Origin of the sequence: Streptomyces sp. NPDC018947, assembly GCF_044390505.1 — a bacterium.
In the GTDB taxonomy this organism is placed as follows: Bacteria; Actinomycetota; Actinomycetes; order Streptomycetales; family Streptomycetaceae; genus Streptomyces.
Window position 1 is genome coordinate 439,851 of sequence record NZ_JBIRZD010000003.1, and the last position, 20,836, is coordinate 460,686.

The following is a 20,836-nucleotide window of genomic DNA, read 5'->3' on the forward strand; positions in this document are numbered from 1 at the left end:
CGGGAGGGCGGCCCGGGCGGGCCGGGGTGTGCCGTGGCCCGCCCGGGGACGCCGTTCCTCATCGGCGCGTCGTCAGTACGGCCTCGGCCGGTGTCAGAACGGCTTGAGCGGCAGGTACTTGCCGTCCAGCGTGATCACGGCACGCTCGCCGCCCTCGGGGTCGGCGACCTTCTTGACGTCCAGCTTGAAGTTGATGGCCGAGATGATGCCGTCGCCGAACTGCTCGTGCACCAGTGCCTTCAGCGTGGTGCCGTAGACCTGGAGCATCTCGTAGAAGCGGTAGATGGTCGGGTCGGTCGGAACGCCGCCCGGGAGGGAACCGCGGGTGGGGATGGTCTGCAGCAGCAGTACCGCGTCCTCGTCGAGGTCCAGCAGCTCACCGACCCCGCGGGCGGCCTCCTCGGGCAGGGCGTGCTGGCCGAGCACGGCCGCCGTGGTGAAGGCCACCGACAGGCCGGAGGCCTCGGCGATCCGCTCCCAGGTGAGGTTCTTGCGGGTCTTGGCCTCGACCGCGGCGGCGGCCACGGCCTGACGGGCGGTGGGGTCGAACTGGGCGTGCGTCATGACGTTCTCCTTCAGGTACGGAATTCGGATACGGGTGTGGGGGTGGGTGGAGGAGCCTGTCCCTGATCCGGGACGGGAGGAGCGGGAGGGCCGGGCCGGTCAGGCCGCTTGGGCACCGCTGTGGCCGACGGTGTGGAGCACGTCGACCCCTCCGGTGGCGATGTCGAAGACCCAGCCGTGCAGCCGCACGGATCCCTCGGCCAGTGCTCCGGCGACGGAGGGGTGGGTGGCCAGGTTCGTCAACTGGGCCAGCACGTTGGAGCGCACCAGGCTCGGGACGTCGCCCGAGGAGGCGGCACGGGCGCGGGACGCGTCGGCGTGGTGCAGCCACTGGGTGACGGCGGGCGTCCGGCTCAGGTCGTGGTGCTCGGCCAGCGCGGTCATGGCACCGCAGGCGGAGTGTCCGCACACGACGATGTCCGAGACACCCAGCACGGCCACGGCGTACTCGACGCTCGCGGCCACGCCCTCGGCGGGCGTTCCGTACGCGGGGACCAGGTTGCCTGCCGTCCTGATCACGAACAGCTCCCCGGGTTCGCTGTCCGTGATCAGCTCCGGAACCACGCGGGCGTCGGAACAGCCGACGAACAGCGTGTGCGGCGCATGGTTGCCGGCCAGACGGGCGAACAGGTCCGCCTTGCGCGGATGGACGTTCCGCTGGAAATGCCGGACGCCGTCGGCGAGGTCACGCATCGGTCACTCCTTTCTGTGGGGCTCTGCCGGCCTTGCGGGACCGACGTGTTCCACCATGCGTGACGTGCCCGTATAGAGTCCAAGATGCGATAACGATCCACCCTATTGGTGGCACCAATACCTCCACCCGGGCGTGGTCCTGGTCGCGGGACGGCGGCGGGCCGCCGGAAGGGGAGCCGGAGCCGCTCACCGGTCAATGGGATACCTGTTGCCCTGTTGCTCAGGGAGTGCGCCGAGGCCCCCGGGTCATCCGATCGGACGACCCCGGCGTCCACCGTCCCGCCCCCGGGAAGCAGCCGGAACGCCGACGGGCGGGCGGGGGTTCCGCCCTGATGCTGGAGACGCCGCGCGACCGGCGCGGAAAGCCGTGACAGCCCAGGGAGTCGCCGCCATGCAGCACAAGGCCAAGAAGTTCTCGACCCGTGCCAAGGTCATCACCTCCGCGGGGATCGTCGCCGCCGTCGCCGCCGGTGTGGCCGGTGCGGTGTCCGCCTCCGCCGAGGCCCCGGCCGCCGCGCCCGCCGCCCCGGTCGCGGTGAAGTCGAAGGCCACCACGACCACCACCCACCTGACCGCCGACGCCGCCGCGAGGGCGGCCGGGGCCGCGCTGAAGGCCGCCGAGAAGGAGGGGCAGCGGGTCACCGTCGCGGTCGTGGACCGCAACGGCAACACCGTCGTCACCCTGCGCGGCGACGGCGCCGGCCCGCAGTCCTACGAGTCCGCGATCAGGAAGGCGTACACCGCCGTCTCCTGGAACGCCCCCACCTCGGAACTGGCCGAGCGCCTGCGGAACGCCCCGAACCTGAAGGACATCCCGAACACCCTCTTCCTCGCCGGCGGCGCACCGGTGGCGCACGGCAACGCGCCGATCGCGGGCATCGGCGTGGCGGGCGCCCCGTCCGGCGACCTCGACGAGAAGTTCGCCCGGGCCGCGGTCGCTGCGCTCGGCGACCGCGGCTGACCTGCCGCCTGCCCCGCGGCGTCCGCGAGTTGCTATCCCATGGGTGAGCGGTGTCTCATCGCAGCAACCGCCGCACCGTCCGGCATGCGGCCGGGACCGGGCCGACGACCGGTACCGGGAAGCGGTGTCGCAGCGCCTCGGCCGCCTCTCCCAGCGGGCCCCCGCCGATGACGACGGCCTCGGCACCGTCCTCGGTGACGCAGGCGCCGACCGCTTCGGCCAGCCGTTCCCGCATGACGTCGGGGCGGGCGGCCAGGCGCAGCGGATCGCCGGGAGTGACGCGGACCCCCGTGTACCGACCGGACCACCCCAGCCGGCGGGCCCGCGCGTCGATGGCGGCGGTCAGGCCGGGGGTGGTCGTGGCGACACCGAACCGGCGGCCGTCCGCCGCGGCCTCGGCCATGGCGGCCTCGCCGATCCCCACGACGGGGACCCCGGCCCACGCGCGCAGCTCCTCGACCCCGGGATCCCCGAACGCCCCCACCACGAAGGCCCGGACGCGCTCGCCCACCGGTCCGTCGAGGACGCGCCGCGCCGCGTCCAGGACGCGGGGCGCCGCGGCGAGCAGAGCGTCCTCGGAGACCAGCATCGCCGGCCCCTCGGCCACGGTGACCCCGAGGACCTCGTGGCCGTCGTCGGCGCGGAGGGTCCGCCCGGCGATGGCGGCCATCATGTCGGTGGTGGCCCGCGAGGTGTTGGGGTTGATCAGGACGACGACTGTCATGTGAGGCTCTCCGCTGTCTCCGCTGCCGGCTCTCACCATGATCGGCGCGTCCCTCCGTCCCCGGGGTCCCGCGGTACGTCCCCCTACGTGTCCCGGGGGTTCTCCCGGGCCCGTTCGGCGCTCGGCCGAGCCCCCTCGGCACCCGGACCCGGCAGCCGTTCCCGCGCCCACGCCAGAACCTCCTCGGCGTCCAGCCCCGTGACCCAGGCGTCGGCGCGCCCGCTCTCGCCGCCGTTCGGCAGCGGCCCCACCCCGACCACCCGCAGGCCCGCGCGCCACGCCGACTCCACCCCGGTCAGGGAGTCTTCGACGGCGAGGGCGGCCGCCGCGGGGACCCCGCACAACCGCGCGGCCGTGCTGTAGACGTCGGGCCACGGCTTGGGCCGCACCACCGGTTCCTGCTCGCCGGGCGTCGCGGCTTCCGCCGCGCCGGGCTCGCCCGGCAGCACCGTGGGGACGACGACGTGGCGGAAGTACCGGCGCAGCCCGGCGCGGCCGAGGCTCTCGTCCACCACCTCCAGCGGGCAGTTGCTGGCCACCGCGAGCGGAACCCGGCGCGAGCACAGCCGCACGAACTCGGCGGCGCCCGGCATCGTCAGCGGATCCTCGGCGACGAGGGACAGGAAGTGCCCGAGAAGCGCCGCCGTCAGCTCCGTGGCCAGCTCCGGCTTGTTGGTCTCCTGGGCCATGAGGCGCCCGCAGTCGACGTAGTGCACGCCCTTGGCCCGTTCCGCGAAACCCGGCGGCGGCAGCAGTCCGAACTCGCGGAAGGCCCGGTTGCGGGCGTCCTGCCAGTGGCGTTCGGTGTCCATCAGGGTGCCATCGCAGTCGAAGACGATGGCCTCGGGTGACCAGTTCGGCAGAAATCGAGACATCGGTGCCACGGTGGCCTCCTGGGGGGGCGGGCGGTCGCGCGCACGGCGGGACCGCGGAGCGAGGTGGTGCGGCCTCCCGGGACGGGCCACCAGGACCGTCACCGTTCCCTCGTCGGTGCCATCGACCGGGACGGTTCGCATTTCGGGCATCAGCCGCAAAAGGAAAACATTGCAACGGCTACGTTATTTCGGTCCCGAAAGGCGGCGCAATCACTACTTCGAGTGCTCGACCGCCGGGCGGAAAGGGTGTACGCGACCATGGGCGGTGAGTCGGCGCCGGCGTACTGCGTTCCGTCAACACGGCGCAAAACAAAGGGACTTGCTGCACGATGAGAGACGAAAACCGTCGCCCGGCATGCAAGGACACGGCTGCCCGGCGAACCCAGAAAAACCCTTAAAGAGCCATTTTCCACTCGCCCGCGTGCGTATTCGAAAAAAATGTGCATTAACCGCGCACAGTTGACGCCTGATTGCTCCAGGCGTACGCGGGCGCACTACATTCTCCGTCGTTCATCCCACAACGAGCCGAAGGGCACGGGATCTTGCAGGAACGGGCCAGAGCAACCCGCAGATCACTCCTGGAGGCGGCCGCCTGCCTCTTCGCCCAGCAGGGATACGCGGGGACCAGCGTCAACGACATATGCGCCCGGTCCGGACGGACCAGCGGCTCCGTCTACTTCCACTACACCAACAAGGAGGGCATCGCCCTCGCCGTCGTCCGGGACGGTTTCGCCACCTGGCACGGCCTCGCCACGCGGTACGGCGACCGGACCGTGCCGCCGCTGGAACGCCTGGTCGCGCTGAGCTACGAGATCGCCCGCGCTCTCTCCGAGGACCCCCTGACGCGCGCCGGCGCCCGCCTGTGGGCGGAGCGCGACACCATCAACGTGCGCCTTCCCGATCCGTTCGTCCTCTGGACGACCGCGGCCACGCGTCTGCTCGCCCAGGCCCGCAGCAGCGGTCAACTGGCCGCCCACGTCCGCCCGGCCCCCACCGCCCGCACCCTGGTCCGCGCCTTCTTCGGCTTCTGCGCCACCACCGAGGCGCTCGAAGGACCGCACGCCCTCACCGGCCGCCTCGCCGACTGGTGGAACCTGACCCTTCCCTCGCTCCAGCGGGACGCGCGCCCGGTGCCCACCGGCCCCGGGCCGGCCGACCGCCGCCCCTGACCCGCGAGGACGCACGCGGGGACACGGCAACGGCCTGGCCGACCCCATGCCGGTCGACCAGGCCGTTGCCGCTTGCCGCCGTCGGACACGCCTGGCACCCGGGTTACCCGTCAGGTCCCGCGTATCGAGGCTTCCGCTCCTTCGGGAACCGTGTCCAGGGGTGTTCGCCGAGCCGTCAGCAGGTGCTGCACTGCTGCGGGAGGGTGTCCCAGAAGGACGTGTCCGCCCGGTCGATCGAGCCGTCGGCGATCGCCTTGATGGTGGACTCCATGGTGAGCACCGACTGCCGGATCAGGTAGCCGTTGGACTTCTGGCCGAGCACGTACGGCGCGTACTCGTGGTCGCTCATGCCGCGCATCTCGAACAGCAGCGTGGCGATGCCGTACTCGGCCGCCATGCCGTTGCGGCCGATGGTGTTCGCCGACCCGCCGTCGTACCGGCCGATGTGGCCCCAGCCGGTGCGGTCGACGTTCTGGTACACCACGGCGCCGAGCCGCTTGGACCTCTCGACCAGCTCGGGCGAGACGTCCGGGGTCGTCGGGTAGAGGATCGAACCGGACACCAGGTCCCCGTTCACCCGGGACTGGGTGCCCTGGTGGTGCAGGTCGATCGCGTAGTCCACGTGGTAGGCGCGCAGCACGTTCTGGTGCAGGGCCCGCGTCTCGGGCTGCGCCTTGGCCACGTGGTCGCGGTTGAGGTCGACGTTGTTGGCGTTGTAGCGGGTCAGGTGACGTTCGCCCTTGGCGAGGTAGCCGTCGAGGCTGAAGTTCACGTCGCCCATCGCGCCGTCGGCGTTGAACATCGGGATGAACAGGACGTTGACGTCCTTGAGCATCGAGGCCTTGGACGGCGAACCCAGGGACTTGATGGTGTGCAGCATGGCCTCGGTGGTGAGCTGCTCGTTGCCGTGCTGCTGCGCCAGGTACAGGATCGTCGGGTTGTCCGGGTCGCTGATGTACTTGGCCAGGTGGATGTCACGGCCCTTGACGGTCTGCCCGATGACCTCGAGCTCCATGGCGTCCTGCTTGGCGTCCTGGTCCTTCAGGAAGCGGGCGACGTCGTCATACGTGGACAGGATCGAGGTGGTGATCGTCTCGTTGCCCTGGTAGTCGGGGCCTTCCCCGACCGCGGCGGCGTTACCGGTGAACAGGGTGCCGGTCAGCAGGAGCGCGCCGGTGAGGGCGGCGGCAGCCGTGCGGTGCGATCTGGTGAAACCCGTGGACTTGCGCATGTGTTTCTCCCTGGTGTCTCGGGCAGCGGCCCAATGGCGGGCGAGCCTATGAGCACCGTGAAAACCCGTCAATGGCTTGTACTCGCCGGGAGTTTCTGCTGTTGGGGGGCATTCCGCGAGAAAGTACCGCCAAGTGCGTGGTGGTTGCAGGCAGGTCGGCGGCCCGTCGGGCGTGGTGCGCATGCGACAGGAGTAAAGACCTGGTTCACAGATGGCTCCCGGCCGCCTAGAGTGACGCACGCCACCCCCTCGGCAGTGCCACACGACACCTGAGGAGCAGTGAATGTCCGCTCGAAAATGGGTCTCCACACTGGCGAGCACGGCTCTGATCGCCGGCCTCTCCACGGTCGCCGCCAACGCCGCCGCCGGCACCACCGACGGCGCGATCCCGCCCGAGTCCCACTGCGGCACCGAGGCCTCCGGATCCGGCAACGAGGGTTTCGTCGACTACGCGCAACTGACCAGTGCCCTGAAGCAGTTGGAGACCAGCACGGGTGGCACCGTCGACGTGGAGGTGGCCGGGTACTCCCACCAGGGCCGCGCCATCCACACGGCGCGCGTCGGCGAGGGCGACAAGGTCGTGCTCGTGCAGACACAGATCCACGGCAACGAGATGCACGGCACGGAAGCGGCCCTCGAACTGCTCAAGCAGTGGGGCTCCAACACCCCGGCCGCCAAGGAGCTGCGCGAGAACGTCACCGTCGTGGTCATCCCCCGCCTGAACGTGGACGGGGGCGAGCTCGACCAGCGGCAGAACGACATGACCTGGGACGACGTCGTCACCGACTTCCCGCAGTTGGCGGGGGCGTCCCCGGCGTGGAACTACAACTCCCGGGTCGGCGGATTCGACGTCAACCGGGACTTCAATCCGGACCTGGACTACGTTCCCGCCGCCGAGGACTTCCCGGGCGACAGCGCCGACACCGGCTGGTACATCACCCCCGAGGCGCAGACCTCCCGCGACGTCTACCGTTCCCTGGAGCGGGAGTTCGGCACGGTCGACTACTTCGTCGACCTGCACAACCAGTGGTCCTGCTACGCCACCGAGGACATGGAGAGCATGTCGCCGCTGTCCATCTCGGCCAAGTTCATCGACGACCCGGCCCAGTTCGGCGACTGGCCCAAGTTCGACATGGAGGCCTCCAAGCGGGCCAACGTCGCCGTCTACCAGGCGCTGCAGGAGCGGGGCGACTCCGCCTGGGGCGACCTGACCCTCTACCCCCAGTCCACCAACCTGCCGGGCACCGCGCTCGGTTCGTACCAACTGCGCGGCTCCGCGGCGGTGCTCTTCGAGACGTCCTCGCAGACCCAGTACGACGGCATGAAGCGCAACGGCATGCTCGCCAAGATGGTGGAGACCGGGCTCGGCGGTCTGGTCGACGCCGTCGCGGACGGCTCCGTGAACTCGCTCGACACCGGCGTCTACGACGCCATCCCGACGCGCGTCACGCTGCCCTCCGACGGCCCCGGCGCCTGACGGCGGACTCACCGGCCCGGCTCGCCCCTGGCTCCGCACCGGCACCTGGTGCGGAGCCAGGGGAACCGCCGCCTCTTCCGGCGGGGTCCGACACCGGGCCCCCGGATCGGGGAGGTGGCGGCGGCCATGGGGTCACGCCAGGGCGTTCACCGCCGCCGCGAAGAGGCGGGGCAGGCGTGCGGCCGTGGGCGTGATGCGTGACGCCAGTGCCGGTTGCCGGCGGGCCCGCACCAGCAGGTCGGTCATGAGCCGGTGGCGGCGGGTCGCGCGGCACCAGTCGGCCTCGTAGCGGCCGGGCGTGCCGCGGCGGACATTGGCGACCAGGGCCTCGGCTCCGGCGAGGGCCAGGGAGACGCCCTCACCGGTCAGCGCGTCCGTGTATCCGGCGGCGTCGCCGACGAGCAGCACCCGTCCGTGAACGCGGGTGCGTGCCCGCTGGCGCAGCGGCCCGGCGCCGCGCACCGCGGTGACGGCCGCCTCCTCGGGCAGGCGGGCCGCCAGCTCGGGAAAGCCCTCGAGCTGGGTGCCGAAGGGCGCTCGCCGGGCCGTCAGCAGGGCGACACCGACGAGAGCGGGGCCGAGCGGAGTCACGTACGCCTCCCCGCAGGGCCCCCAGTGAACCTCGACGTACGAGGACCAGGGAGGCACCGCGTAGTGGCGGCGCAGGCCGTACCTGGGCGCCGCACGGGTCCTCACCTCCAGGCCGAGCGAACGGCGCAACGGTGAGTGCAGTCCGTCCGCCGCGACCAGCCAGCGTGCGCGCAGACCCGTACCCGGCACGGTCACGCCCGTCGCGTCCTGCCGCACGTCCCGCACCCGCAGGGGCAGCACGGGCACCCCCGCGTCCACGACGGCCCGGTGCAGGGCAGCGTGCAGGTCGGTGCGGCGCGCACCGAGGCCGGGGCCGTCCCGGAACGCGGCCTGTACCCGGCGGGGGCCCTGGAGGTAGCGGATGCCGGTGACCGGGTGGCCGGGGACCTCCAGGCCGAGCGTGCCGAGGGCGCGGACGGCTCCGGGCATCAGGCCCTCGCCGCACGCCTTGTCGACCGGTGCCCGGCGGGGCTCCGCCACGACGGTGTCGAGCCCGGCGCGCGCGGCGTGCAGCGCGGTCGCGAGACCGGCCGGGCCGCCTCCGACGATCAGCAGGTCGTGGCCGCCGTTCACGCGGGCGCCGCCGAGGCCAGGGCCGTGTTCTCACAGCGGATGCGGACGGCGAGCAGCAGCGCGTCGGCCGCGGTGAACGCCATGGCGGTCAGCCACGCGGAGTGGACCAGCGGGAGGGCGGCGATCTCCACGACGACGGCGACGTAGTTGGGGTGGCGCAGGAACCGGTAGGGCCCGGCGGCGACCAGGCGCGCTCCGGGGACGACGATGACCCGTGTGTTCCAGTACGGCCCCAGAGTGGTGATGCACCACCAGCGCAGTGCCTGCGCCATGACGACGAGCGCCAGCATGGGCCACCCCAGAGCGGGCAGGAACGGCCGGTGGGCCAGCACGGGTTCCGCGAGGCAGCAGGCGAGCAGACCCGTGTGGAGCACGACCATGACCGGGTAGTGGCCGCGGCCGTGCTCCACCCCGGAACGGGAGAGGGTCCAGGCGGCGTTGCGCCGGGCGACGACGAGTTCGGCGATGCGCTCGGCCGCGACGGCGAGGACGAGAAGCGTGTACCAGGGCATGAGGGCACTCACCAGCGCAGCAGGACGGCTTCGGAACAGAACCCCGGGCCCATCGCCAGCAGCAGCCCCCATGTGCCGGGCTCGGGCCGGTGGCGCTCCCAGGTCTTCTGGAGGATGTGGAGCACGGAGGCGGACGACATGTTCCCCACCGCGGCGAGCGAGTGCCGGGCGGTGTCCAGGGCGTCGCCGGGCAGCCCGAGGGTGTCGGCCACGGCGGAGAGCACCCTGGGGCCTCCCGGGTGGCACACCCAGCTTCCGATGTCGTCCGTGGTGAGACCGTGGTCGGCCAGGAAGGCACGCAGGTGCCGGCCGAGGTGGTCCCGCACGATGCCGGGGACACCGGCGTCGATCACGGCGCGGAACCCGGTGGGGCCGATGTCCCACCCCAGGAGCTGTTCGGTGTCCGGATACAGACGGCTGCGCGTGGCGACCACGGTGGGCCCCGCCCCGGCCGGCCCGACGGCGCCGCTGCCGCGGGCCACGAGCGCCGCCGCGCCGTCACCGAACAGAGCGCCGGCGACCAGGTTGGCGCGGGAGTCGTCGTGCCGCTGAAGGGTCAGCGAGCACAGTTCGACACTGAGGAGCACGGCGGTGTCGGACGGGTGCCCCCTCAGGTAGTCGTGCAGCCGGGCGAGTCCCGCCGCGCCCGCCACGCACCCCAGGCCGAACACCGGGAGTCGTTTGACGTCGGGCCGCAGCCCCAGGCGCCCCGCCAGCCGGGCGTCGAGCGACGGAGCGGCGATGCCCGTGATGGAGGTGCACACCAGCAGATCCACGTCGGCCGGGCCGAGCCCGGCCTCCCGCAGCGCGCCGGTGAGGGCCTCCTCGCCCAGTTCCAGTCCGGCGGCCAACCAGGCGTCGTTGCTCCGCCCGAAGTCGCCGAGGTCGGTGTACCGCTCGATCGGCAGGGCGAGGTGGCGGGTGCGCACCCCGGCGGACGCGTGGAGGCGGCGCAGCAGCGCTCGGTCGGCCCCGGGGGACAGGCACAGGTCACCGATCGCCTCGGTGAGGTCGTCCTGGGTGTACCGGTGGGGCGGCAGCGCGGTGCGGATCGCGGCGACCGCGGTCGCCGTGCCGGGCGGGGGCGTCCGGGACGGCGCGGCGGGCAGGGGAAGGACGTCGTCGACAAGTGCAGTGACACGCATGTCGGTAATGCCTTCCTCGTGGCGGATTCTCCCTTAACTTCCCTGTGTGTCTCTACACGCACCCGGAGCCCGTCTGCCCACGACACGCCGGGTCCCGGTGTTGTTGCGCTCCTGCCACCCGGAGCCGGCGTTCGCGGTGACGGTGTTCGTGACCGCGCTCGCCGTGGCGGCGGGCCGCGGGGCGGCGGGGTCCGCGGCGGTGGCCGCGGCCGTGCTGGCCGGCCAGCTCTCGGTCGGCTGGTGCAACGACGCGGTCGACGCCCGGCGCGACACGGCCTCGGGACGCCGTGACAAACCGGCGGCCACCGGTGAACTCCCGCCCCGGACGGTGGCTGTCGCGGCCTGGACCGCCCTGGGGCTGTGCGTGCCGCTGTCGCTGCTGAGCGGCGCCGCCGCCGGAACGGCGCATCTCGGCATGGTGGCCATGGGCTGGGCCTACAACCTGCTGCTCAAGCACACGGTGCTCTCGCCGCTGCCCTACGCCGTGGCCTTCGGATCGCTGCCGGCCTTCGTCACCCTGGGACTGCCGTCACCGTCCTGGCCCGCCTGGTGGGCGATGGCGGCCGGGGCGCTTCTGGGGGTGGGCGCGCACCTGGTCAACGCGCTTCCCGACATCGAGGACGATCTCGCCACCGGCGTGCGCGGGCTGCCGCAGCGGCTGGGCCGCGGACCCTGCCGGTGGCTGGCCCCGTTCACGATGCTGACGGCCCTGGGTGTGCTCGTCACGGGTCCGCCCGGAGCGGTGGACGCCGTGAGCGGGGCACTGGCGCTGATTGCCGCGACGGTCGCGGTCGCGGGCACGGCCGCGCCGTCGGACATCCGGAGCCGGTGGCCGTTCCGGGCGGCGATCGCCGTGGCGGGCATCGCCGTGGCGGAGCTGTTGCTGCGGGGATCGGACATGGCGATGCGCTGACAGTCGCGGGACGGCTTCGAGGTCCGCCGGACGCCGCCGGGAAGACCGGCCCCCCGTCGAACGGGAGCCGGGCCCCCGCCGAGCGGACGGGAACAGCCGCGCGACGGCGCACTTAGGCCAGGACTCGGCTGTCTGACCCAGCGAAAGATCAATAACCTGACCCCCGAGCGCAGGCATCTACCTCGAGGAGTCCCGTGTCCGCTGCCCCGCGGCTTGCCGACATTCTTTCCCCCGAATTCGCCGCAGATCCCTACCCCGCGTACGCGGTGATGCGGGAGAAGGAGCCCCTGGTCTGGCACGAGGCCACGCAGAGCTACATCGTCTCCCGCTACGAGGATGTCGAGCGTATCTTCAAGGACAAGAAGTCCGAGTTCACCACGGACAACTACACCTGGCAGCTCGAGCCGGTGCACGGCAGGACGATCCTGCAGATGAGCGGGCGGGAGCACGCGGTGCGCCGGGCCCTGGTGGCGCCGGCCTTCCGGGGCAGCGACCTCCAGGAGAAGTTCCTGCCGGTCATCGAGCGCAACTCCCGGGAACTCATCGACGGTTTCCGCACCTCCGGATCCGCGGACATCGTCAGCGACTACGCAACCCGATTTCCGGTCAATGTCATCGCCGACATGCTGGGGCTGGACAAAGCCGACCACGACCGCTTCCACGGCTGGTACACGGCCGTCATCGCCTTCCTGGGCAACCTCTCCGGCGACCCGGAGGTGACCACGGCGGGCGAGCGGACCCGCGTCGAGTTCGCCGAGTACATGATCCCGATCATCCGGGAGCGGCGCCAAAAGCTCGGCGACGACCTGCTCTCGACGCTGTGCGCCGCCGAGGTGGACGGCGCCCGGATGAGCGACGAGGACATCAAGGCGTTCTGCAGTCTGCTGCTCGCCGCCGGCGGAGAGACCACGGACAAGGCGATCGCCGGCATCCTGGCGAACCTGCTGACGCATCCGGAGCAGTTGGAGGCCGTCCGTGAGGACCGGACCCTGATACCGGCGGCCTTCGCCGAAACCCTGCGCTACACCCCACCCGTCCACATGATCATGCGCCAGGCCGCCGTGGACGTGGAGGTCAGCGGCGGCACCGTCCCGGCCGGCGCGACGGTGACCTGCCTGATCGGCGCCGCCAACCGGGACGAACGGCGCTTCCGCGAGCCCGACCGCTTCGACATCTTCCGCGACGACCTCACCACGACGTCGGCGTTCACCGCCGCCGCCGACCACCTCGCCTTCGCGCTCGGCCGGCACTTCTGCGTCGGCGCGCTGCTGGCCAAGGCCGAGGTGGAGATCGGGGTGAACCAGCTGCTGGACGCCATGCCCGACCTCCGTCTCGCCGACGGCTTCGACCCCGTCGAGCAGGGCGTGTTCACCCGCGGACCGCAGTCGCTGCCGGTGCGCTTCACACCGGTCACCGCCTGACCGCCGCAGACGGCCGGCCTGCCGCCTGCGGGGGCCGAGGGGCTTGCCCTCCACCCCGCAGGACGGCGACCGGACTGCGCACGCAGCCGCCTCTGGGCCCCCTGTTCGGCCCGGCCGCACCAGGCCGTCCCCGCGATCGTGACGCGACACCCCTCGGCTAGTGCACCGCCGGGGTGAACTCCACCGGCAGGGACGTCAGTCCGCGCATCCAGATCGACGGGCGCCAGGTCAGCTCCTCGGGCTCGACGCCCAGAACGAGGTCGGGAAGATGCTCCGTCAGCGTCTCCACGGCCGTGCGCGCCATCACGTCCGCGAGCAACGGAGCCGGATAGGGGCAGCGGTGCTCGCCGTTGCTGAAGGACAGGTGGGCGGAGTTCTCGGCCCCGACGTGGGACTCGGGCCAGATCTGCGGGTCGGTGTTGGCCGCGGCGAAGCCCAGCACGAGGCAGTCGCCCTCGCGGATGAGCCGGCCGCCGAGCTGGGTGTCGCGCACGGCCCAGCGGCCGATGAAGTTCTGGGTCGGCGTGTCCAGCCACAGCACCTCGTTGAGCGCGTCCCCGACGCTGACCCGGCCGCCGGAGACGTTGACCGCGAAGCGTTCGTCGGTCAGCAGCAGACGCAGGGTGTTGCAGATCCAGTTGGCGGTGGGCTGCTGCGCTGCGGCGATGACGGAGATGAGGTCCTGGACGATCTCCTCGTCGGTGAGCCCGGCCGGGTCCAGCAGCATCCGGGAGGTGACATCGGGGCCGGGCCGCTCCCGCTTCTCCTTCACCAGCCGCATGATGCGCGCGCCGACACGGCCGTAGGCGGCCACGGGGTCGTCGCCCTCACCGGCGTCGAGCGAGATCCGCAGGTCGTCGACGAGCTGCTCGGTGTCCGCGCCGGCCTGCGTCATACCGCACATCCACAGCACGGCGCGGGCCGGCAGCGCATGGGCGTACATGCTCATCAGCTCGGCCTGCCCGCTGCCGGAGAAGGCGGCGATGAGCCGCTCGGCGATCAGCCGGCACTCGCGGGCCAGTTCGAACTGGTCGACACCCTCCAGCGCGTGGGTGATCACCCCGGACCGGCGCTGGTGCTCGGCGCCCTCGGTGAACAGCACGGACGGCTGGTAGCCGACGAACGGCAGCAGGGGCCAGTCCTGCGGGATGTGCGGCCACTGGTTCCAGCGCCGTGAGTCGCGGGCGAACAGCTCGTCGTGGCTGGTGACGAAGGAGACCTCGGGATAGCCGAGCACCAGCCAGGCCGGGATGTCGTTGTCGAGCAGCACCGGCGCGACCGCGCCGTGTTCGCGGCGCAGTGCACGGTACAGCTCGGAGGGCGTCTGCTGGTACTCCAGCCCGCCGAGGCGCACGGCCGAGGAGTGGGCGGGGCAGCCGGGCGGGGGAGTGGCCCCGGCGGCGGAACCGGTGGTGTCGGTCACGGGGTGCCCTCCTGGGACAGGGCCAGCGCGTACAGGTGGTCCACGAGGCAGATGAGGACCTGCTTGCAGGACGACCTGAGCCGCGCGTCGCAGTCGATCATCGGGACGTGCTCACCCAGCGCGAGTGCCTGGCGGATCTCCTCGAGCGAGAAGCGGCTGTCGTCGCCGTCGAAGCGGTTGACCGCGACCACGAACGGCGTCCGGTGGTGCTCGAGCCGGTCTATCGCGTACCAGGAGTCCTCCATGCGCCGGGTGTCGACAAGGACGACGGCGCCCAGCGTCCCGGAGAACAGGCGGTCCCACAGGAACCAGAAGCGCTCCTGTCCCGGCGCGCCGAACAGGTACAGGACCATGCGCCGGCTGAGGCTGATGCGCCCGAAGTCGAAGGCGACGGTCGTGGTGGTCTTGTTCTCGACGCCCTGGGTCTCGTCGACGTCCTGGCCCGCCTGCGTCATCACCTCCTCGGTGTTCAGCGGCCGGATCTCGCTGACCGAACGCACCAGGGTGGTCTTGCCGACTCCGAAGCCGCCCACGACGACGATCTTCAGGCCGGTCTCGGCGGCGTCGCCCAGCGGCGTGCGCCGGGAGGGCAGCTCAGAGGTTACGGAGCCCATGGAGGACCTCCTGGAGCAGTGCGGTTTCGGGGAGGCCCGCGACGGATGCGGCGGCGCGGGGATGACGGGCGCTGACCTTGCCCATGTCGTGCAGGTCACCGAGCAGGATCCGCACGACGGTGACGGGGAGGGCCAGCTCGGCCGAGATCTCGACCACGGCGGTGGGGTGCCGGCACATCTCCAGGATGCGGACGTGCTCCGACTGCATCCCGGAGGTGGGCTCGCTCTCGCTGACGACCAGCGTCACCAGGTCGAAGGAGTCGTCGGCCTCGCTGCGCCCACCCGTGACCATGTAGAGCCGGTCGGGATCACCGACGTCCACGGGTTTGCGGATCACGCGGTGGCACCCCTGCCGGCGGGAGTGCGCGGCTCGGCTCGCAGGTGGTCGCCGATCTGCTCGACCATCTCGGTCATCTGGTGGCCCACCACACCCGGGTCGGCGCTCTCCTCGGCGATGACCGCGAGGTGGGCGCCCTCACCGGCCTCCACGATGAACAGCAGGCCGCCGTGGAACTCGGTCATGGAGTGCCGTACGCCGCCGGTTCCGTCGCCGAACTCCATGGACGCGCCCTGGGAGAGGGCCTGGATACCGGAACAGATGGCCGCCAGTTGGTCGGCCTGGTCGAGCGTCATGTGCTGTGTCCAGCACAGCTTCAGCCCGTCCCGTGACAGGACGAGGGCGTGCCGTGTGCCGGGCGTGCGCTCCAAGAGGTTCGTCAGCAGCCAGGTCAGGCGGGTGTCAGTGGTCTCCATGGCGGGTGGGGCGGGGTGCGACCGGTGACGGGTCACCCGGCCCGTACCTCCAATCCGGCGAGGTGGGGTGATCGGTGCGGGGCGTGGTGGGCGGGGGCGCCCGGTGGGGCGGGGGGCTACTCGTCGGGCGACGTCCGGCGCGGGTCCTCGGCGCCGGGCGCGCCACCGCCCTGCCGGCCGCGGTGGAAGGCGCCGAACCGGCTCCCGGCGTCGCGCGCCGGTCCGGGCTCCCGGCGCCGTGCGGGAGGCGTGTCGGAGGCCGGCCGCTGTCGTTCGCGCTCCGCCTCGGCCATGGTGCGGCCCGGGGCGCGTACCGGCAGGCCGCCCGGGGTGGCCGCACCGCGCCCGGGGGCGCCGGTGGCCGGCCGGGCGGGAGCCGTGTCCGCGGCGGGCGGCCGGGGGCGTGCCGGGAGCGGCTCCTCGGCGGCGGGTGCCGGCCCGGGCGCGGGGACCGGCGAGGGCGCCGCGTCCGGGCTCCGCCGGGGAGGCTCGGTGACGACCGGCTCGCGCTGCTGGGCCACCAACTGGGGCGGCAGGAGCACGACGACGCCGGTGCCGCCGCGCGAGGAGGGGCGGTAGTTCACGCTGATGCCGTACTTGACGGCGAGCCGTCCTACTACCGCCAGGCCCAGGCGGGTGCCCTGCAGCGAGGCCAGGTCGCTGACCTTGCCCGTGACCGCCTCCACCGCGCGGCGCATGGCGGCGTCCGACATCTTCAGACCGCTGTCCTCGATGGTGACGACGAGGCCGGCGCTGCGTTCCTCCACGTAGACGTGGACCTCGTCGATGGGCGGCGAGAAGTTGGCGGCGTTGTCCATGAGTTCGGCCAGCAGGTGCATCACGCCCTCGGCGGCGAAGCCGGCGATGGCGGCCTTGCTGGAACTGTGCAGGCGCACCCGCCGGTAGGCGGCGATCCGGCCGACGGCGCCGCGCAGGATGCTCTCCACGACGATCGGCTTGTTCCAGACACGGCTGGAGCGGCCGCCCATGAGGAGGGCCAGCCGGTCGGTCATGAGGCCGAGCTGCGAGGTGCTGTGGTCCAGGCGCAGCAGGTCGCCGAAGACCTCGCCGCCGTGCCGGTCCTGCATGTCGCGCAGGTCGGCGAGCATGCTCACGGTCTTGGCCTGCACGCGGCTGAGCGCCTTGGCGGACGCGGCCTGGGCCGCGGCCGAACGGCGTTCGCTGTAGGCGAGTTCGCGCACGAACCACTCGGCGGGGTCGCGGAGCAGGGCGCTCTGCGGCCATTCGAACTTGGCCAGGACGGTGTCGGCCGAGCTGCCCTCCCGCAGCAGCGCCACGGTGGCCGGGAGCGTCTCGGCGGTCAGGCGCTCGAGTTCGGCGCTGCCCCGGGCCAGTTCGCTTCGCAGGGTGCTCAGTTCGGTCTCGGCGTCTTCGGCGCGCCGGACCGCCGCGTCCAGCTCGGTGGCGACGACGTCCAGCAACTGGCGCAGGTGAGGGTCGGACGGCGGGGTGAGCCGCGCCAGGGCGTCGGCGGGCCGGGCGCCGCCCTTCACCTGCTGGACGAGGCCCGGCAGGGTGACGTTGGCCAGTTGGGACGTCTCCGCCCCCTGCTGTATCCGGTGGTTCCTGGCCGTCTCGAGCTCGCCGCCGCGTGCGGCGGCCTCCCGGCGGGCGCCGCGCAGCAGTCGGGCGGCCACCGAGACGAGGACGGCGGTGCACACCCAGGCGACGGCCGCGGTGCCGGCGACCCAGCCCCGCGCCCCGGCCGGGGCGACGGCGGTGACGACCGCCCCGCCCACGGCGGTGACGAGGAGCGCGGCCGGGAACACGGCCGGCGAGGAACGCGCCCCTTTCCCGCTCCGGCGCTGGCGGGGGCGAGCAGGCACTGGCATTCGGCGGTTCCTCGGTACTTGGGAGCAGGAGTCCTGGTGACGACTGGCCGTCGCCGGTGGTCCGGACGGCGAGGAAGCGACGCTCGTCACCCTTCCGGATCAAGCATGCCGCTCATGCTAACCACGGAGCCGAGCCCGAAGTGCCCAGTCTCCGTTCCGGTTTACTTCGTCGGGAAACGATCACGGCGACGGCGGTGTGTGGTAAGGGGCGGCGTCCGACCACGACCGGTCCGAAGCCGTGAACAGGCCATGATGCGGCCACGAAGAGATCGCCCCAGGCTGGGGAGGGGCCGGACAGTTCCCACCCCGCGAACACTTTCGGCCAAGTACCCCCCTCCGCCCTGACCCGGCGCGAAGAAGAAGACCGCTGCCCGGCCGCCGAGGGGGGCACCCTGCCGGTTCTGGTGCTCTGCGGAACCTGGAGGCGCGCGCCAGCCACGTACCGCGAGCACGTGGGGCTCCCCCTCATGGCCGTGGCCGCGTCCCTCACGGACTCCCTCGGGGGCCGCCTCCTGCGGGTGCCCGGCTACTACCCGCACACCCGGGAGGCCGCCGCCGTCAACGCCGCCCTGCGGGACTTCTGGGGCTGACCCGGTTCCACGACTGGTTGTATGGTGTGGGGACAGCCCTTGACCTGCAATAACGCAGGCAGGGAGCCTATTTCGGGAGTTCCTCGATGCTTCGTACCATGTTCAAGTCCAAGATCTAGCATTTGAGTGTTTTGCAGGTCAGAGGCTTGATGGCCCCACTCAGGTCAGCAAACGGTCAGCATCGGGCGCGGGAGCGTCCCAGCTTGCTGTCCAGGTGGCCGCCATGACGGGGGACCTGGACACAGGTGCCTGGCTCCCGCTTGGGACGTTCGCTGCGTTACTCGGCAGCTCGTCCGCGGCATGCGCTGGAGCCATGGGTCCCGGCTTCGGCACCGTCGTCATTTCCGATACCGATACCGAAGCCGCAGCCGACTCCACTGAGGCGGCCCTACGCGTGACCTACTGCGTCATGCTCACCCGCGCCCGCGAGCGGGGCTGGCCCCGGGTCTGCAGGGCAGCCGGTTGCCGCGCCACCTGGGGGCCTGCGCGGGTAGGCGATGATGTGCCAAGCGCCCACTGGGTGAGATGCCCGAGGGAAGGGCGGTCGGCCGCCCGACCCGTACGTACGACAGGGGAGCCCCGTATCCGCCATGCCGTCGCCTCCCAGCAGCGATACTGGATGCATGGACACGACGATCACCGCACCCCGCGCCGAGGTGCTGCGGGACCGCTACCGCAGCCGACTGCCCGAGCGCTTGCAGGAGCTGGCCGGCCCTGTCGAGGGCAACGTGGACCTGCCACTCCACATCGTCTGGTCCGGGCGGACGAGCTACAGCCTGGACCGTCCGAAGTCCCGCATGACGCTCTACCGGACCGTCCTCGCCGAAGGACTGCGCGAGGACCTGGTGACTCTCCTGCACCACCGGCTGCTCACCGAGCAGTGGCCCGTGCTGCGGCGCTTGATCAGTCCGTACATCCGCGAGGTCTGGGAGGACGCCTTCCCCGAGCTGCTCCGCACGGCTCCGGCCGACACGACCGCCGCGTGAAGCTCACTCCGCTCCACGAACGTCTCCTCGCCGACGTCCTCGACCTGGGCTCCCCCTACCCTCTGGTCCTCACCGGCGGATACGCCGTGCAGGCCCACGGCCTGGTCGAACGCTTCAGCCGTGATCTCGACGTCGCCACCGAGAACCCCGCTCCGATGCAGGAGATCGTCGCCTCACTCACAGCAGGCCTCAGCGCGCGCGGATGGCGGATCATGTACGTCCAGACCGATCCCCTCAGCGGCCGGTTCCTCGTCACCGATCCGGACACCGGCGAGGAGTGCGAGGTCGATGTCCTCAAGGAGGCGTTCTGGGCTCCGCCTGCCCAGACCCCCTACGGCCCCGTTCTTTCCCTCGACGACGTGATCGGCACCAAGGTCCGTGCCCTCGCCGACCGCGGCACCGTCCGCGACCTCATCGACGTCCAGGCTGCCTCCCGCCACCGCTCCACCGCCGACCTCGAATCCCTGGGCCGCCGTCGCGCCCACGACGAGTTCAGCCTCGAAGACCTCCGGGACCGGCTGATCGGCGCGGACTGGTACGAGGACGAGGACTACACCGCGTACGGGCTCACCCCCCGGCAGATCGAAGAACTCAAAGCGTGGGCGCTGGAGTGGGCGGAGGATCTGGGCGCGCGGATCCGTGCAGCCAGCAGGTCCCGACCCGGGGCCGTCCACGGTAGTGGCTGGCCTGCACGGCGGATGTGCAGGGCAGCCGAGCGATACCCCGCAGCGGACTCACGGCGAAACCGGGTTGCGGTAGCGGTCGAACACTGTAGCCCGCTCCCGCTCCCGCTCCCATGTCCAGTCCGGGTCCCGACGGCGGAGCTCGGTAACGGCCAGCTCGAAGAATTGGTCGGAAGGCTTCCGGCTGGATCCACTGACTACCGGCGCTGACAGCTTTGGCACGGGACCGGTGCTGTCCCGGCGGCAGACATCTGCCAGCAGAAGCGACACCACCCGACCGTAGTAATGCAGCAACCCGGGGTTGAGCCCTGGGAAGTGGTGTACGGGTTTCCGTCCTATCCGGGCGTTTGGCCCGGCGTCGGAGTGAGTGTCTGGATATGAGAACGGCCACCGGTTGATCTCCGAGACGCCGAAGCCAGCGCTGCCGCACCCACTATGCAAGGAACTTGCTGAGCCAGGTGCCGACATTCTCTCAGTTATGGGTGGTCGCCCTGCTACGGACCGTGTTCAAACAGCCCGGCGCCGACGCGGCAAAGGTTCAGATGGCACACGTCCTGGACACCTTGGAGGCTGGGTTCCCCAAGGCGGCAGCCCACTTGGATGATGCCCGGCATGATCTGCTGGCCTCCACAGCCTTCCTGCGGGAGATCTAGCGGCAGATCTGGTCAAACAACCCGCAGGGGCGGCTGAACAAGAAAGAACCGGCGTCGCGCCGACGTGGTCGGCATCTTCTCCGACCGCACCGCCGTCATCCGCATGGTCGGGGCGGTCTTGGCCGGGCAGGACGACGAGTGGCCCGATGCTTACCGTGAGCCGGGTCGCTTCGATGACGACCTGATGGTTGGGCGAGTGAGGTTGGTTCTTCGACTGCTTGGTGATGGGTGTCATCGCGAGTGGGCGCCAGGGTGCCTCCACGGTCAGCACCGTATCCCTGCAGAATCGCTTGCCCTGCTGCATCGTCGGCGAGGGCCCGAGGCGGTCGCAGACGAGGTCTGCTCGCGACTCCGAGATGCCGAGGCGTGGTGTGATCAGCAGCATCCGATCCTCCAGTGCAGACTCCAGGGCAGTCCCCTGAATGCGGGGCG

The 20,836-nt window shown here is 71.6% G+C and carries 20 protein-coding genes and 2 pseudogenes; 9 read left to right on the plus strand and 13 right to left on the minus strand.

The features are described from left to right. Nucleotides 1-93: 93 nt before the first annotated feature. Nucleotides 94-564, minus strand: a complete 471-nt coding sequence (gene cynS, locus ACH499_RS09985; RefSeq protein WP_356204078.1) for a cyanase — start codon at nucleotides 562-564, stop codon at nucleotides 94-96. A 99-nt stretch (nucleotides 565-663) separates the two neighbouring features. Continuing rightward, nucleotides 664-1,257 carry a carbonic anhydrase gene (locus tag ACH499_RS09990; RefSeq protein ID WP_399014642.1) on the minus strand — a complete coding sequence of 198 codons (594 nt, stop codon included), beginning with the start codon at nucleotides 1,255-1,257 and terminating at the stop codon, nucleotides 664-666. A gap of 391 nt (nucleotides 1,258-1,648) precedes the next feature. Here ACH499_RS09990 and ACH499_RS09995 point away from each other — a divergent pair, with 391 nt between their 5' ends. Then, nucleotides 1,649-2,218, plus strand: a complete 570-nt coding sequence (locus ACH499_RS09995) for a heme-binding protein (protein ID WP_399014644.1) — start codon at nucleotides 1,649-1,651, stop codon at nucleotides 2,216-2,218. Nucleotides 2,219-2,273: 55 nt separating this feature from the next. Here the strand turns inward: ACH499_RS09995 and ACH499_RS10000 are convergent, their stop codons facing one another. Both ACH499_RS10000 and ACH499_RS10005 read right to left on the minus strand, forming a co-directional pair. Next, the gene (locus tag ACH499_RS10000) at nucleotides 2,274-2,942 is read right to left on the minus strand and encodes an aspartate/glutamate racemase family protein (protein ID WP_399014646.1); all 669 of its coding nucleotides are present in this window, start codon (nucleotides 2,940-2,942) and stop codon (nucleotides 2,274-2,276) included. 83 nt (nucleotides 2,943-3,025) lie between these two features. Beyond that, on the minus strand, nucleotides 3,026-3,817 hold the full coding sequence (locus ACH499_RS10005; RefSeq protein ID WP_399014648.1) for an HAD family hydrolase: 792 nt from the start codon (nucleotides 3,815-3,817) through the stop codon (nucleotides 3,026-3,028). A gap of 542 nt (nucleotides 3,818-4,359) precedes the next feature. Here ACH499_RS10005 and ACH499_RS10010 point away from each other — a divergent pair. Further along, nucleotides 4,360-4,986: a ScbR family autoregulator-binding transcription factor gene (locus ACH499_RS10010; protein WP_399014650.1), complete on the plus strand. Its 627-nt coding sequence runs from the start codon at nucleotides 4,360-4,362 to the stop codon at nucleotides 4,984-4,986. 175 nt (nucleotides 4,987-5,161) lie between these two features. Here the strand turns inward: ACH499_RS10010 and ACH499_RS10015 are convergent, their stop codons facing one another. Then, nucleotides 5,162-6,217 (minus strand): M14 family zinc carboxypeptidase, encoded by a 1,056-nt coding sequence (locus ACH499_RS10015; RefSeq protein WP_399014652.1) that lies wholly within the window; start codon nucleotides 6,215-6,217, stop codon nucleotides 5,162-5,164. A gap of 283 nt (nucleotides 6,218-6,500) precedes the next feature. On the opposite strand from ACH499_RS10015, the gene ACH499_RS10020 reads away from it, so the two are divergent. After that, nucleotides 6,501-7,694, plus strand: a complete 1,194-nt coding sequence (locus ACH499_RS10020) for a M14 family zinc carboxypeptidase (RefSeq protein WP_399014654.1) — start codon at nucleotides 6,501-6,503, stop codon at nucleotides 7,692-7,694. 132 nt (nucleotides 7,695-7,826) lie between these two features. Here ACH499_RS10020 and ACH499_RS10025 read toward each other — a convergent pair whose 3' ends face one another. From ACH499_RS10025 to ACH499_RS10035, 3 genes are read right to left on the minus strand one after another with little or no spacing between them, the layout of a single operon-like run. After that, nucleotides 7,827-8,858 carry an NAD(P)/FAD-dependent oxidoreductase gene (locus tag ACH499_RS10025; protein ID WP_399014656.1) on the minus strand — a complete coding sequence of 344 codons (1,032 nt, stop codon included), beginning with the start codon at nucleotides 8,856-8,858 and terminating at the stop codon, nucleotides 7,827-7,829. Then, entirely contained in the window at nucleotides 8,855-9,370 is a 516-nt protein-coding gene (locus tag ACH499_RS10030) for an isoprenylcysteine carboxyl methyltransferase family protein (RefSeq protein ID WP_356204061.1), read from the minus strand. The genes ACH499_RS10025 and ACH499_RS10030 overlap by 4 nt, the downstream gene beginning before the upstream one ends. Nucleotides 9,371-9,378: 8 nt before the next feature. Further along, entirely contained in the window at nucleotides 9,379-10,515 is a 1,137-nt protein-coding gene (locus tag ACH499_RS10035) for a type III polyketide synthase (RefSeq protein WP_399014658.1), read from the minus strand. A 46-nt stretch (nucleotides 10,516-10,561) separates the two neighbouring features. Here ACH499_RS10035 and ACH499_RS10040 point away from each other — a divergent pair, with 46 nt between their 5' ends. Then, nucleotides 10,562-11,428, plus strand: a complete 867-nt coding sequence (locus ACH499_RS10040; RefSeq protein WP_399014660.1) for a UbiA family prenyltransferase — start codon at nucleotides 10,562-10,564, stop codon at nucleotides 11,426-11,428. Nucleotides 11,429-11,697: 269 nt separating this feature from the next. Further along, a complete protein-coding gene (locus ACH499_RS10045) occupies nucleotides 11,698-12,849 on the plus strand; it encodes a cytochrome P450 (RefSeq protein ID WP_399014662.1) in 1,152 nt (383 codons plus the stop codon). 157 nt (nucleotides 12,850-13,006) lie between these two features. On the opposite strand, the gene ACH499_RS10050 is transcribed toward ACH499_RS10045, so the two are convergent. The 5 genes from ACH499_RS10050 to ACH499_RS10070 form a co-directional block, all read right to left on the minus strand. Further along, entirely contained in the window at nucleotides 13,007-14,272 is a 1,266-nt protein-coding gene (locus tag ACH499_RS10050) for a cytochrome P450 (protein WP_399014664.1), read from the minus strand. Continuing rightward, on the minus strand, nucleotides 14,269-14,886 hold the full coding sequence (locus ACH499_RS10055; RefSeq protein ID WP_356204053.1) for an ATP/GTP-binding protein: 618 nt from the start codon (nucleotides 14,884-14,886) through the stop codon (nucleotides 14,269-14,271). Before ACH499_RS10055 ends, ACH499_RS10050 begins: the two co-directional genes overlap by 4 nt. After that, nucleotides 14,867-15,223: a DUF742 domain-containing protein gene (locus ACH499_RS10060; RefSeq protein ID WP_356204051.1), complete on the minus strand. Its 357-nt coding sequence runs from the start codon at nucleotides 15,221-15,223 to the stop codon at nucleotides 14,867-14,869. Before ACH499_RS10060 ends, ACH499_RS10055 begins: the two co-directional genes overlap by 20 nt. After that, nucleotides 15,220-15,639 (minus strand): roadblock/LC7 domain-containing protein, encoded by a 420-nt coding sequence (locus ACH499_RS10065; protein WP_365594755.1) that lies wholly within the window; start codon nucleotides 15,637-15,639, stop codon nucleotides 15,220-15,222. The genes ACH499_RS10060 and ACH499_RS10065 overlap by 4 nt, the downstream gene beginning before the upstream one ends. Nucleotides 15,640-15,755: 116 nt before the next feature. Further along, entirely contained in the window at nucleotides 15,756-17,492 is a 1,737-nt protein-coding gene (locus tag ACH499_RS10070) for a sensor histidine kinase (protein ID WP_399014667.1), read from the minus strand. Between the two features lie 452 nt (nucleotides 17,493-17,944). On the opposite strand from ACH499_RS10070, the gene ACH499_RS10075 reads away from it, so the two are divergent. The 4 genes and pseudogenes from ACH499_RS10075 to ACH499_RS10090 form a co-directional block, all read left to right on the plus strand. Then, on the plus strand, nucleotides 17,945-18,082 hold the full coding sequence (locus tag ACH499_RS10075; RefSeq protein WP_399014669.1) for a hypothetical protein: 138 nt from the start codon (nucleotides 17,945-17,947) through the stop codon (nucleotides 18,080-18,082). Nucleotides 18,083-18,705: 623 nt separating this feature from the next. Next, nucleotides 18,706-19,068 (plus strand): hypothetical protein, encoded by a 363-nt coding sequence (locus ACH499_RS10080; protein WP_399014671.1) that lies wholly within the window; start codon nucleotides 18,706-18,708, stop codon nucleotides 19,066-19,068. Next, nucleotides 19,065-19,706: pseudogene (locus tag ACH499_RS10085) on the plus strand (nucleotidyl transferase AbiEii/AbiGii toxin family protein); the annotation flags it as partial. The gene ACH499_RS10080 and the pseudogene ACH499_RS10085, both read left to right, overlap by 4 nt. 461 nt (nucleotides 19,707-20,167) lie before the next feature. After that, nucleotides 20,168-20,561, plus strand: a pseudogene (locus ACH499_RS10090) (transposase); the annotation flags it as partial. Between the last annotated feature and the right edge of the window lie 275 nt (nucleotides 20,562-20,836).